Source organism: Psychrosphaera saromensis (assembly GCF_002954545.1).
Classification (GTDB): domain Bacteria; phylum Pseudomonadota; class Gammaproteobacteria; order Enterobacterales; family Alteromonadaceae; genus Psychrosphaera; species Psychrosphaera saromensis.
In genome coordinates this window covers 1,696,869-1,711,482 of the sequence record NZ_MSCH01000003.1, presented here as the reverse complement: position 1 = coordinate 1,711,482, position 14,614 = coordinate 1,696,869, and the positions used below count along the sequence as shown (strand labels likewise).

At 37.4% G+C, this 14,614-nt stretch carries 8 protein-coding genes; 4 read left to right on the top strand and 4 right to left on the bottom strand.

The genetic code is table 11. The features are described from left to right. Window positions 1–97 precede the first annotated feature (97 nt). The 3 genes from BTO11_RS07805 (at window position 98) to BTO11_RS07795 (ending at window position 5,537) form a co-directional block, all read left to right on the top strand. Complete coding sequence (locus BTO11_RS07805) at window positions 98–3,139, top strand: TonB-dependent receptor (RefSeq protein ID WP_105052075.1); 3,042 nt, start codon at window positions 98–100, stop codon at window positions 3,137–3,139. A gap of 163 nt (window positions 3,140–3,302) precedes the next feature. Further along, on the top strand, window positions 3,303–4,019 hold the full coding sequence (locus tag BTO11_RS07800) for a SapC family protein (RefSeq protein ID WP_105052074.1): 717 nt from the start codon (window positions 3,303–3,305) through the stop codon (window positions 4,017–4,019). Between the two features lie 33 nt (window positions 4,020–4,052). Continuing rightward, complete coding sequence (locus BTO11_RS07795) at window positions 4,053–5,537, top strand: tryptophan halogenase family protein (RefSeq protein WP_105052073.1); 1,485 nt, start codon at window positions 4,053–4,055, stop codon at window positions 5,535–5,537. A 102-nt stretch (window positions 5,538–5,639) separates the two neighbouring features. Here the strand turns inward: BTO11_RS07795 and BTO11_RS07790 are convergent, their stop codons facing one another. The 4 genes from BTO11_RS07790 to BTO11_RS07775 all read right to left on the bottom strand — a co-directional run bounded on the left by BTO11_RS07790 (window position 5,640) and on the right by BTO11_RS07775 (window position 12,978). Further along, complete coding sequence (locus BTO11_RS07790; protein ID WP_105052072.1) at window positions 5,640–7,199, bottom strand: tryptophan halogenase family protein; 1,560 nt, start codon at window positions 7,197–7,199, stop codon at window positions 5,640–5,642. 158 nt (window positions 7,200–7,357) lie between these two features. After that, a complete protein-coding gene (locus BTO11_RS07785; protein ID WP_105053701.1) occupies window positions 7,358–8,575 on the bottom strand; it encodes a type III PLP-dependent enzyme in 1,218 nt (405 codons plus the stop codon). Between the two features lie 571 nt (window positions 8,576–9,146). Continuing rightward, complete coding sequence (locus tag BTO11_RS07780) at window positions 9,147–11,696, bottom strand: glycoside hydrolase family 3 protein (RefSeq protein WP_105053700.1); 2,550 nt, start codon at window positions 11,694–11,696, stop codon at window positions 9,147–9,149. 28 nt (window positions 11,697–11,724) lie between these two features. After that, window positions 11,725–12,978, bottom strand: a complete 1,254-nt coding sequence (locus BTO11_RS07775) for a sugar MFS transporter (RefSeq protein WP_105052071.1) — start codon at window positions 12,976–12,978, stop codon at window positions 11,725–11,727. Between the two features lie 248 nt (window positions 12,979–13,226). On the opposite strand from BTO11_RS07775, the gene BTO11_RS07770 reads away from it, so the two are divergent. Then, entirely contained in the window at window positions 13,227–14,567 is a 1,341-nt protein-coding gene (locus BTO11_RS07770) for a GH1 family beta-glucosidase (protein ID WP_105052070.1), read from the top strand. The last annotated feature ends 47 nt before the right edge of the window (window positions 14,568–14,614 follow it).

Here is a 14,614-nt window from a genome sequence, read left to right as displayed (position 1 = left end):
TTTCAGTTTTTGCAACAGGAAACAATGTAAGCGCTTTCAGTGCGAGTGACCCTAATAATATATAATCACAACATCAACAGGAAAGTGCGAGAATAATATGAAAAATAATCGCTTTACAAAAACACAAATAGCAACCAGCTTATCAATCGCTTTAGGTGCATTTACTGCTCCTATGGTTTATGCAGCCGATGAAGCTGCAGACAATGTAGAAGTAATCGAAGTACGTGGTATACGCGGAAGTATTATTAAATCGACAGCAATGAAACGTGACGCCTCTGGTGTTGTAGATGCAATTTCAGCAGAAGACATAGGTAAATTCCCAGATACAAATCTTGCAGAGTCAATGCAACGTATTACAGGTGTATCAATTGATCGTTCAAATGGTGAAGGCAGTCGTGTAACGGTTCGTGGATTTGGCCCTCAGTACAACATGATCACTCTAAATGGCCGAGCAATGGCATCTACTTCATTGCCAGAAGGAGGAGGCGCTTCAGACTCTAGAGCGTTTGACTTTCAAAATTTATCATCTAATGCTATAGATTCAGTAGAGATTTATAAAACAGCTAATGCGGCGGCGGCAAGTGGCGGTATTGGTGCAACAATTAACATCAACACAGCTAAACCTCTTGATAATCCAGGATTTGTTGCCAATATTGGTGGTAAATTAATGATGGATAATACTGTAAGAGATGGTGTTCGTGATTATAGCGACTTAGTTACCCCTGAACTTTCTGGTCTATTAAGCTGGACTGATGAAGAGGAAATGTTTGGAGCATCTTTTAATGGTAGTTTCTCTCAACGTGATAGCAGCTCAACAAGTGCTGGTGTTGCCCAATGGCGTAATTCTGCATTTGATGGCACTATAGATAACCAAATACCTGATGGTGCAGACACACCAACTCTATTAATGAGTGCTCCTGATATTGGAGAGTCTTATGCACTTCCTTCAGACATTGCATACACGTTATGGGATAGACAGCGTGAACGTACAAACGCACAGTTAACACTTCAATATCGTCCTATAGAAAATATTACCGCTACTCTTGATTACACTTACTCTAAATTAGAGCAAGAACAGCAAGGTACTGATTTATCAATTTGGATGGATTCTTATAAAAGTACGATTGCATTTACTGAAGGCTTAAACCCTTCTCCTTTATTTTATGCTGAAAACAGAATAGAACAAGCGCCTCGTGATATTGCAGTAAAACAAAAATATCGTAACTCCGTAACAGAAGATGACTCTATTGGTCTAAACATCGAATGGTTAGTGAATGATGACTTAACGTTAAAATTCGATTATAACGACTCCTCTTCTGAATCGTCTCCTATGTCAGACTATGGTAATGCTATAACGTTTGGCCTTGGTGCTAATGTGCTAGCTGGCCAAGGTGGTACTTTTTCAGCATCAGGCTTACCAGCAATCACTATTGCTTTTGATGATTGTGATCCTCGTATTAATGACAAAACTGATGATAGTATCGATAATGGTGGCTTGAATTGTAGCAATACCCTTGATCAAAGTGATGTAGGTTCTTCTATCTACCAAAAATCATATGCTGTTAATACTAATGACATTACCCAAGCTCGCATAGACGGAACTTGGTTATTTGACGACGGTCAAATTGACTTTGGGATTGAATCAAGAGAAATGGATAATTATTCAGTTCAATCAGATGCAAATTTAGCAATGGGTGACTGGGGGGTAAATAACCCTGGTGAACTACCAGAGGGTATATTAGAAGCAATTGATTTTAATGATTCATTGGACGATTATAAAACAGAAGGTTGGACTCAAGGCTTTAGAGGCGACACAATTGAATTAGCGGAGTGGGCAGCTGAAGAATACGGTATCGATTTAAGCCGTAATCCAAATACAAATGTTCGCCGTCGTATTCAAGAAGATATTACAGCCGCTTATGTAAAAGCATCATACGCGGGTGAAGTAGCTGAGATGTCTTACAATGTATTTGTCGGTTTACGTTATGAAAGCACTGACTCTTCCTCTATTTCTTATGTAGCAAAACCTACTGCTGTAATATGGAAAAGTAATAATGATTTTGAAGTCGTTCAAGGCGACGCAGAAGCTGCAGAATTAGTTACTACAACTAACTCTTACGAGCATTTTTTACCTAATATTGATTTTGATATTAATTTAACAAACGACGTAAAAGCTCGCGCATCTTACAGTCAAACCATTGCTCGTCCGCAATATGGTCAGTTAAGTAATGCAACAATCATTAATGCTGGCCCATCTACACCGACAGCGCTTGGTGGTACTAATGGAGCAGCAAGTACAGGTAACCCAAATCTAGTTCCAATAGAGTCAAGTAACATAGACCTTTCTGTTGAATGGTACTTTCAAGACACAAGTTATGTTTCTGTAGGTTACTTCAGAAAAGACGTTGATAAGTTTATAGGTAACGGACCTCTTGTAAATGACTATTACGATTTAACAGATGCTACTGGTGGCCCAAGAGTCGAGCAAGCAATTGCTGATTTGGCAACTGCGGGTATAGCATTAAACGATACAACACTGTTTTCACAAGTTGCAGCAACGCAATTAGGCGAAGCATTGTATGCTAATGGACACACTGACAACTACTATGAATCAGCAGTGGATGTTATCGCTAATAGTGATGATCCATTGATGACATTTTTATCACAATCACCTGTTAACAATAAAACAGCTGTTATTGATGGTTGGGAATTAGCAACTCAACATTTCTTTGGTGATACTGGTTTTGGTGTTCAAGCTAATTATACTCTTGTTGATGGCGACATTGAGTTTGATTTAACCAGTACAGCTGAACAGTTTGCTTTACTTGGTTTAAGTGACACGGCCAACATCGTTGGTTTGTATGAGAAGGATGGTTTCTCAGCTCGAATTGCCTACAACTGGCGTGACGAGTTCTTAAACAATGCAGCGATTTATGAAAATGAACCTGAGTTTACTGAAGCTTATTCTCAAATTGACTTTAGTATTGGCTACCAAATAAATGAACAGCTATCTATGACATTTGCAGGTATAAATATTACTGGCGAAGATCCTCGTAGACATGGTCGTACTGAAAATCAATTAACTTATGCAGAAGAGTGGAGTTCACGTTATGAACTTGGAGTTAGTTACAACTTCTAATAATAACGAGCTCAATGTAAAAATAGATCTTTAATAAACTAAAGGTCTAATATAAACCGCTGAATTTTAAATTCAGCGGTTTATTATTTTCTACTCCGGTACATTAATTACTCAAATGCATAATAAAAATAATTAAATTGCATATCTATTAACAGGACCTTCCATGGCTAACCTCAGCATTCTCGATAATAAAAACCACAAAGATATAAAAATAATTACTCATTTTAATGATGCATTTTCTGAAAAAGTTAACAGTGCATTAATATTTCCAACAGAAATTAAAGAAGCTCAACGTGATTACCCTATTCTATTCATTAAAAGCCCTGAAACAGGCCAATTTCAAAGTGTAGTATTACTTGGATTAGTTACTGACGAAAACCTGTATATTAATAATGGTTGGCAAGCCAGTTATATACCAGCGATGATCAAGAAAGGCCCTTTTACTATAGGTTTTGAAGAGAAAGATGAAAATGGCAAAGTAACTAAAAACCCAGTTGTCGCTATTGATATGGATAACCCAAGAGTTAATAAAACCCTTGGTGAGTCTATTTTTCTAGAAAACGGTCAAGCTAGTCCATACCTCCAACATGTAAACCAATCTTTAAAAGCTTTACATGAAGGCTCACAACTAAGTCCAAAAATGTTTAAGCTTTTCTTAAAATATGATCTAATTGAACCTTTAGTCTTAAACATTGAGTTAAAAAATGGTGACAAGTTATCACTTAATGGAAACTATACGATTAACGAAGAAAAACTATCTAACCTTACCGGTGATGCCTTAAATGAGCTTCATTCATCAGGTTTCTTAAGACTTGCCTATTTAATTACAGCGTCTTTGGGTAATATTCAACGATTGGTCGATATAAAAAACGATTTATAATTCAATAACCAACCATCTGGATTGGAGTTTTAAATGAATAATAAAAACATAGTAAAAGTGGTTATTGCTGGTGGCGGAACTGCTGGCTGGATGGCGGCAGCCTCCTTATCTAAACTATTAGGTAAAGCTTTCGATATCACATTAGTTGAATCAGATGAGATTGGTACCGTTGGTGTAGGAGAGGCAGCTATACCTACACTGGCAGCATTTCATCGATTATTAGGTATTAATGAACAAGACTTTATGAAAGCTACCCATTCGACATTTAAGTTAGGTATTAACTTTGAAAATTGGAGAAATGGTAACGACGAATATATGCATGGCTTTGGGCGTGTAGGTAAGGATTGCTGGGCTGGTGAGTTTCAACATTTTTGGTTACATGGAAAAAAAAATAACATCGATTATAACTTTGACAACTACTGCTTTGAAATCCAAGCAGCAAAAGCTAGAAAGTTCGCCCTTTCTAAGGGAGGGCTTAATTACTCGTATCACCTTGACGCAACTTTGTATGCTAAGTACTTAAGGACGTTTTCAGAATCTCACGGGGTTAAGCGCATTGAAGGTAAAATAAGTACAGTCTCTAAAAACAAGGACACTGGTGATATCACGTCTATACAGCTAGAGAATGGAGCCTCAATTGAAGGTCAGCTCTTTATAGATTGCACTGGCTTTGCGGGCGTACTTATAGAAAAGTCACTACATACTGGCTATGAAGATTGGTCACATTGGTTACCGTGTGATAGTGCGGTAGCAGTGCAAACCAAAACAGTATCAGAGCCTCTCCCATATACACGCTCCATCGCTCATAAAAGTGGCTGGCAATGGCGTATTCCTTTACAGCATAGAGTAGGAAACGGATTAGTATTTTGTAGCAAATATTTGTCTGATGAAGATGCTAAGAATTTATTATTAAAAAACATTGAAAGTGAACCACTTAAGCACCCCAAAGTTATTAAATTTAAAACGGGTCGGCGTAGAAAAGGTTGGAACAAAAACTGTGTAGCACTAGGATTATCTAGTGGCTTCTTAGAGCCTTTAGAATCGACAAGCATACACTTAATTATGTCTGGTATTTTGCGACTAATTAGATTATTTCCTTTTCAAGGTATAACGCCTTCTGCTGTGAACGAATATAATAAACAATTTACATCAGAGCTTGAGCATATTAGAGATTTCATTATTCTCCATTACCATTGTACTGAAAGAGACGATTCTCCATTTTGGCAATATTGTAAAAATATGGAAATACCTGGCACCTTAAAACAAAGATTAAATTTATTTAAGGAAACTGGTCGAGTGTTCACAACTGAGAGTGAGTTATTCCGTGTCGATTCTTGGTCACAAGTTATGTTAGGACAAGGAGCTTATCCTAAACAATATCACCAAATAGCAGCTATTATGAAACAACATGAGTTGGAGAGTTTCTTAACTCAAATTAGAGAAACTATAGATAATGCAGTGGATAAATTACCTTCTCATCAAACATTTCTAGATCAGTACTGTCGTTCAACACCTTAACTTAATTACAGAAAGGCTGAGCTATGGATATTTTAAAGTTATCTATACTCAGCCTTAATTTAAGTAGCTCGAAGAATTACACTAAATAAAAGCAACTTAACGTTAGACCTTTTGTAAGCCATATAATTTTATTTTATCAATCAAATCTCTATTGCTAGGTAAAGCTGACAAATACTTTTGAGTTAAACTTTTATTCTCATTATAAAATCGCTGTGCAGCTTCTTCATCATGAAATTTTCGAGTCATTGTACTCTCGGTTGTTTCAAAGCCCATACCATATAATATATATTGCCAACTAGCCGAAGGGAAAACCTCTTCTGCATGGTTAAAGTCTTGCGGCCCTGGAGGATGATACTTCCACAGAGTTAATAATTCACTTAAACTTTCAGGAATCGATTCTGGTTTCCTGTTATCTAACCAATATGCTGAATCCGTTCTTTTAGTTAAAGCATAATGTAGTTTTAAAAAATCAATAATCCGATCCCAACGATAAAGGAACTGTTTATTGTAACGTTTGGCCACAATATCCATTGTTTCACGTGTAGCTGGCATTTCATTGCTTATTTTAGCTGCTGCAAGTTCAACTAATACTAGTGCTGACGCTTCAAGTGGCTCTAAAAAACCAGCAGCCATACCAATGGCAACACAATTTCGGTGCCAAAATTTTTCACGATGTCCTGGATTGAAACTTATTTTTCTAACGTTTAGTTTGTCAGTTTCTACTTTACCAATTGAAGTCTCTATATATGCACGTAATTCTATCTCAGCATCTTTATCATTAGAGTGTTGACTCGAATAGACATAACCTACCCCACGCCTTGAGGGTAATCCTATATCCCAAATCCAACCTGAGCTTTGAGCGGTAGATATTGTATGTGAAGCTATTGGTGCATTGTCATCAAGATAAGGTACCTGCACAGCTAAAGCGGTGTCATTGAATAGTATGTGTTTTTTGCTAATAAATGGTACATCGAAATGTTTACCTAGCAGTATTGAAGATAAGCCTGAACAATCGATAAACAAATCACCACCAATCTTACCGCTGACATTAGTGTTCAATAATTCAATATCGCCATCATCAGATGAAATTATACCTGTCACATGATCAACTATATGCTTAACACCTAAGCTCTCAATACAATGTTTTTGTAAAAAGAGACCTAGCTTTGTTGCATTGAGGTGATAAGCATAATTTGTAACTCCAGCGTATTCTGGAGTTGAAATTAACTTAGGAGCTCTGCCATTCTCACATATATGGCCTTGATAACTCATGGCGTCAGAAAATGAAATAGCCTCTCTATTTTTCTGCCATGGAAAAACAAGGTCTGTTTTCAAATAGCCGTGAGGTAATACAAATGGGTGGGTATAATTATCGTCTACATCTCCGGTAACCCACTTGGAAAATTTAGAACCTTGCTTAAATGATGCCTCACATTCTCGAAATAAATCAGTTTCATTAATTCCGATTTTATCTAATGTCTCGCGCATTGTTGGCCAAGTACCTTCTCCAACACCTATGGCACTGACATCCGGTGATTCAATTAAAGTAACTTGTAAACCTGACTCAGACTTTGAATTATGCTCGGCAGCAATAACACCTGCAGTTAACCAACCAGCGGTTCCACCACCAACAATGACGATTCTTCTCACGGCTTCACTCATAATTATTTACCATATTATAATTATATTGATTTATAAGATTAAAATTATGACACATTAAAGAATAACTTAGTTAAAAGAAGCCGCTAATTTAGCGGCTTTTTTATTTTTAATCATATGTACGTGTGAAGAGAAAATACTAAGCACTATTTAAGTACTAATTAAGCACTGATGGAATTAGAATCAAATACAGTTTCTTCGCCCATCACTATCACGTCTGCTTTTTTGAAGAAGTTAAAGTCCGTTGCAGTGCATGAACAATACGCGCCCATCATAGTGCTGACAATTAAGTCACCATTGTTTAGTTTTGGTAACATAATATTGTCTGATATCACATCAATACTGTCACAAGTAGGACCTGCTAAAACCGAAGAGTAAACCTCATTAGACTGCTTTACACTTTTAGTTTCGTACTTAGCTTCGTCAAACATTAAGCCGCTAAACGACCCATAAATTCCATCGTCTAGATAGTACCAAGTTTGTCCATTGCGTTCAGCCTGTCCCATTACAGAGGCAATATTGGTGACTGATGGCGCCACTAAGTAACGTCCCGGCTCTGCAATAACTCTAACCGTTTCTGGCAATACGTTTAATGCTTGGCGAATAGGCTCGCAAAATATACTTATTGGTAATACATCTGCCGTATATTGCACTGGAAAACCACCGCCAATATCAAGCGTGCTTAAAACTGGTAAGCCTGCATCGGTCACTTGTTGCATGATTTCATTACAACGTGATATTGCGATAGCGTATTTGTCGCCAGAACGCGTTTGTGACCCAACATGAAACGACAAACCTTTAATACGAATACCTAAGTCAAACGCATGAGTTATAAGCTCTAATGCTTGCTCTGGTTTACAACCAAACTTTTTAGATAAGTCGGCAAGAACATCGGCATTAGGAAAGCTAACGCGCAATAAAAGCTCAACTTGATCACGATAAGGAATAAACTTTTCTAATTCATTAACATTATCTACCACAAACACAGTACAGCCATAACGTAATGCGTGTTGAATATCACTGTCACGTTTTATTGGATGCGTTTGAATTGTACGTTCGCTAGGTACGCCAACAGATTGCACTAAATCGACTTCGCCGTTAGTGGCTAAATCAAAATAAGCCCCTTCTGCCAGTAACGTTCTAACTACCGCTGGATGAGGTAATGGCTTAAGTGCGTAATGCAATTCAACGTTTGGTAATGCATCTTGTAATGCACGATATTGCTGACGAACCACGTCACAATCTAATACCATTAACGGCGTGCCAAACTGCGTAACTAAAGAGCCAATAGTATTACTGTCTAATGAGTTAGCAACATCACCGTTAATAGGTGAAACAATGGTTGAGGTTAAGTTCTTTTCTAAGTTTGTAACAGACATCGCAATTTCTCCAAACGTTTTCATAAAGCTATATAAACCAATTAAGGTTTGAGCGAGTTCAACATATTTAAATATTCAAATTCACTCTTGGATAGTTGCTCTATTGCCTGGCCGCATTTGCGATGTACTTGGATTGGCTATCAACAAGAAGTGGCGGGATAATAAATAATTTCTGGTCTAATGCAACTTTTTATTATTCAATAAAATAGATGTTTTGATGATGTTTTTTCTAGATATAAGCACAGAGGAAATCAACAACACCTGACAATTAATCCATAAATTTCAAACAGTTAAATCAAAGTACACATTTGCAATTATGTTAAGTGCAGGATAATGAGAACGGTTTTGGAGCCTATATCCATATCCTCAAAATATTTTTATCGTGAACTAATAAAATATTTATTGAAATGGTGTTAATCAAGTAATCCACTTAGTTTTCATTAAAAAATAAAAGTAGATAATTATTTCCCCAAAAAAAAATGGAAGCTAGGCTTCCATTTTTAATCATTATTTATGTATCAACGTTTCGTGAATGAAAGGTACGTAGCACCTAGCATTTAAACACTATTGATTACTGACAGCTAATTGTCGCTTGAGCAGCTGTATTAGGCTCAAGTTTAATGTCTGCAACACTAAGTTTAAGCTTACCTTTTGATGATAATTCAAATGGTACAACTAAGTTACTCATGATAGTGCCTGTATTTGCATAACAAGCCATATCAATTGACAGAGTTTGCCATTCGTTTAAAGGCATTGCGTTTAGCTGTTTTGTAATATCAATGCTTGAACCACAGCTATTTTGACTATCGCCTTCACCTTCGCAGTTCATCGATAGTTCAACTTTACCAGTTGGCTTTTCCATAACGTTAATTTGGAAATGTAATGCAGAGTTAACTTCTAAATCTGAACGTAAGTCTTCACGGAAACTACTCTTACTCGCGATTCTTAAGCCCGCTCTTTCTGAGCCGTCTAATGTTATTTGACGAGCATCTTCTTGCACGACTTTATCAACGGTACGATAAGCTAATGCACCTAATGTTTGCGCACTAGATTTAACTTCCACTTCTTTGTCGCCAGAGAATAACCATAACAACCAAGGCTTCTGCATTTCACCGTTAAATATTTGTCTCGTCGTTACTTGAGATAAGTCACGTTTAACAACATCGTTTAAATCATCAGCCAATACATTTTCATCGCCATACTGCAGACCAAAACCATACGGTAATAATGGAGCGTAGTTTTCGTCAAAGCGATTAATCACTGCTTGGTCTGGAGATTTAGGCCAAGTAAAAGATAACTTACCTTTGAAGTCATTTTGAACTGAACCATCTGCATTGGCTAAAATAACATCAGCAACACCTTGTCCCTCTGAACCTGGTAACCATGCCGCTATAAATGCATCACTTGCATTTAACTCTGCATTAACCCACATAGGACGACCAGATAAAAAGATTGAAACAACTGGAATACCTTGAGCTTTAAGTTTCTTTAACAAAGCTAAGTCTGACTTTTCGCCACGTTGGTAATCTAGGTTTTCACGGTCACCATGGCCTTCAGCATAAGGTTCTTCACCAAATACAACCACTGCAACGTCAGGTTTAGTTTTGAACGTACCATCTTCACTTAATGTTACTTTACCGCCTGCTGCGTTTACTTGATCCGCAATCCCTTTATAAATAGATGTGCCACCTGGGAAGTCAGCATTTATGTTGTTAGTACCTTGCCAAGTAATTGACCAACCACCAGACTGCTTGCCAATATTATCAGCACCGTTGCCAGCAACTAAAATATGACTAGTTGGTTTAATAGGTAATACATTTTTGTTTTTTAACAATACCAAAGATTCTTGTACCGCTTGGCGTGCTACATCTCTATGAGCTTGAGCACCTATCAATTCAACTTTACCAGAGAATTGACGTTTAGCTGGGCTTGGTTTATTAAACAAATCCGCACGTAACTTAACACGTAAAATACGAGTAACTGCATCGTCAATGCGGCTCATTGCTATCACGCCGTCTTTAACTTGTTGTACTGTATTTTCAAACAAAGGTTTCCAAGCAGCGGTTGGCACCATAAAGATGTCTAAACCAGCATTAATTGCTTGAGGGCAATTTTCGTTAGTACAGCCTTTAATTTGACCATGACCATTCCAGTCACCAACAATAAATCCATCAAAACCCATTTGTTCTTTAAGAACATTAGTTAATAGATATTTATTACCGTGAATTTTATCACCGTGCCAGCTATTAAATGACGCCATTACAGATTGCGCACCAGCAGATAAACCGCCAACGTAACCTTGTGCATGAATATCAAATAACTCTTGTTCAGATGAAACATTATCACCCTGGTCATCACCTTTTACGGTACCGCCGTCACCAATGAAATGTTTAACCGTACTGATAACACGGTCATTACTTAAGAAGTCTTTATCTGCATGACCTTGTAAACCTTTTACAATAGACGCTGCATAACTACGAACAATCTCAGGATCTTCAGAGTAACCTTCATAAGTACGACCCCAACGGTCATCACGAACGACAGCTACAGTAGGAGCAAATACCCAATCAATACCAGTAACCATTACTTCTGTAGCCGTTACCTTTGCAATCTCTTCAATTAAGTCTGGATTGTTAGCTGCACCAAGACCTATGTTATGCGGGAACAAGGTCGCGCCAATAACATTGTTATGCCCATGAACCGCATCCGTTCCCCACATTGTTGGAATATTAGAACCATCAACGCTGTCATCAATAGATGCTTGATACAAATCTTCAGCTAATTTAATCCAATCCGCAGGTGTTGAATGTTTATTATTATTTGGAAATGCACCGCCACCATTTAGGTAAGAACCAAAACCATACTTACGCATGTCTTCAACGGTAATATCTCGAATTTCAGGTTGCATCATTTGCGCAACTTTTTGCTCAAGTGTCATTGTTGACATTATTTCAACAATTTTACTTTCGATTTTGTCATCTTTTTTAACAGCAATATCTAATACAGGCCAAATATCACTAGCATCTTTTTCAGATGTTTCAGGGCCAGTTCCACAGGCAGCTAATGTCATTGCGACAACAGAAGCGATTACCGTCTTATGGTTTAAAAATGATTTTTTCATATTAATATTTCTCATAAATTATTTTACTTTAAACGTTAACTGATTCTGGTTTGCTACCTACTAAACCGTAATAGGCAATGTAGCCGTAACATACGATTGGTAAAACAAAGGCAAGTTGAACACCAATTGAGTCAGCTAATACACCTTGAAGTAAAGGAACAATAGCACCACCAACAATGGCTAGACATAAAACGCCTGAACCTTGGCTTGTGTGTTTACCTAAACCATTTAACGCTAAGCTGAAAATAGTTGGGAACATAATCGAATTAAATAATCCCACTAATAAAATAGACCACATGGCAACAGCACCAGATGTCAAAATAGTCACAGCAATTAATATCGAAGCCATCGATGCGTTAAACGCCAACACTTTTCCGGCTTCAACTTTTTGCATAACAGCTGCACCAAGGAAACGACCAACCATCGCGCCCCCCCAGTAATAAGTAAGGTATTTAGCCGCTTCTGCTTCTTCTAAGCCTGCAATGTCTGCCTCACCGAATAAGCTCACTAAGAAACTACCAATAGATACTTCAGCGCCCACATAAACAAAAATACCAAGCGCACCTAACACTAAGTGGCGATACTGCCATGCAGAACCTTCAAGTACTTCGCCCTCTTGAGTTTCAGCATCTTCTAAATGTGGAAGTTTTAAATAGGCAAATACTGCGGCTAATAGCAATAACATTGCAGTTAACACAAGATAAGGTATTTGTACTGACTCAGCCGTGTCGGCTTTAGCAACTTCAGAGGTTGCTTGATCCAGTATTAATATAGCGCCCAAATATGGAGCTACTGTCGTACCTAGAGCATTAAATCCTTGCGTCATTGTAAGACGAGATGAGGCTGTCTTTGTCGGACCTAACAAGGTTACATAAGGATTAGCGGACACTTGCAGTAATGTAATACCACTGGCTAATACAAATAAAGCACCTAAAAACAGCGGATAACTATGAACAGCTGCGGCGGGATAAAACATCAAACAACCTAATGCGGCAATAACCAAACCAATAACAATACCTTTTTGGTAGCCTAGCTTTTTAACTAAAGACCCTGCTGGTAATGACACTAAGAAGTAAGCACCAAAAAAGCAGAACTGAATTAACATAGATTGTGTGTAGTTAAGGTCAAAAACCCCTTTTAAATGCGGTATTAATATATCGTTCAAGCAGGTAATAAAGCCCCACATGAAGAACAAAGTCGTTAATGACGTTAAGGCAAAGTTGTAATTCTTACCGTCATTTATTGTGTTATGCATATCTGTTGAATGACCAGATGAAGCCATGGTGTTCCCCTCAAGATTGATTTTTTTATTATTATTGAATATTTACTGGTGAATATATAGGAGAAAAGAATAATTTGTCGGATTAAAAATCATTATTGACCTTTGCCCAATTACTAATTACCCTTAGCTCAATTGTAAGCGCTTTCATTGTCCGTATTAGAAAGGTTTATGCCTATTTTTTCAAGTGTTTTATAAGCGCTTTCTATATGTACGCTGCAAACTAAAACAAAAACTGAGTTAGAGTTATTATGACCGTAATTAAATTACCACTAAATTCAAAAATGTTATCGCCAAAGTTCACCTTTGGTGTAGCAACCGCCTCCTTCCAAATTGAAGGTGGTATAGACGACCGACTACCATGTATATGGGATACCTTTTGTGCCAAAGAAGGTACCGTTGTAGACAACTCAGACGGTAAAGTTGCTTGTGATCATTATAATTTATGGCAGCAAGATGTTGAATTAATTGAATCTTTATCTGTTGATGCTTACCGCCTTTCTATTTCATGGCCACGTGTTATTACCCTTGACGGTCAATTAAATCCAAAGGGTGTAAAGTTTTACACTGACTTATTAGATACCTTAAATGCCAAAGGAATTAAAACTTTTGTTACTTTATACCACTGGGATTTACCACAACATCTTGAAGATCAAGGCGGTTGGTTAAATCGTGAAACAGCTTACAAATATGCAGAATATGTTGATTTAATTACTAAAGCATTTGGCACTCGAGTTCATTCTTATGCCACGTTTAACGAACCATTTTGCAGTGCATTCTTAGGTTACGAAATTGGGGTACATGCTCCAGGTGTTGTCGGTAAAGAGTTTGGTCGTAAAGCAGCTCATCATATTTTATTAGCCCATGGCTTAGGTATGAAAGTACTACAAAAAAACAGCCCTGATAGCATGAATGGTATTGTTCTAAACTTTACCCCTTGTTACCCATCTACAGACTCACCTGAAGATAAACTAGCAGCAGATTACGCCGATCAATACATTAACCAATGGTATTGCAAACCTATCTTTGATGCAGCTTACCCTGCAATGATTGATGAATTACCTGATAACTGTAAACCAGTAATACTTGATGGCGACATGGAGATTATTGCTCAGCCTCTTGATTTCCTTGGTGTTAATTATTACACACGTTTAACTTACACAGCTCCTACCGAAGTTGGTGAGTTTTATACTGAGTTAGAACATCTATATCCTAGAACAGACATCGGCTGGGAAATTTATCCAAAAGCATTAACTGAATTGTTAGTGTCTTTAAACAAGCTATACAAATTGCCTCCGGTATACATAGCAGAAAATGGCGCAGCTATGCCTGATAAAGTAGAGAATGGCGTGATCAACGACTTAGATCGTATCGATTATTACAACACTCACCTTAATGCAGTAAACGACGCCATTGAACAAGGTGTTAATGTACAAGGTTATTTTGCTTGGAGCTTAATGGACAACTTTGAATGGGCTGAAGGTTATTTAAAACGCTTTGGTATTGTTCGTGTTGATTATGTGACACAAGAAAGAACCATTAAAAATAGTGGTCACGCTTATAAAGCGTTAATTAGCCAACGTCAAAAATAATGCAAACAAGGCCTTTTAAAAGGCCTTGTTTTTATCTTAAAATCAAA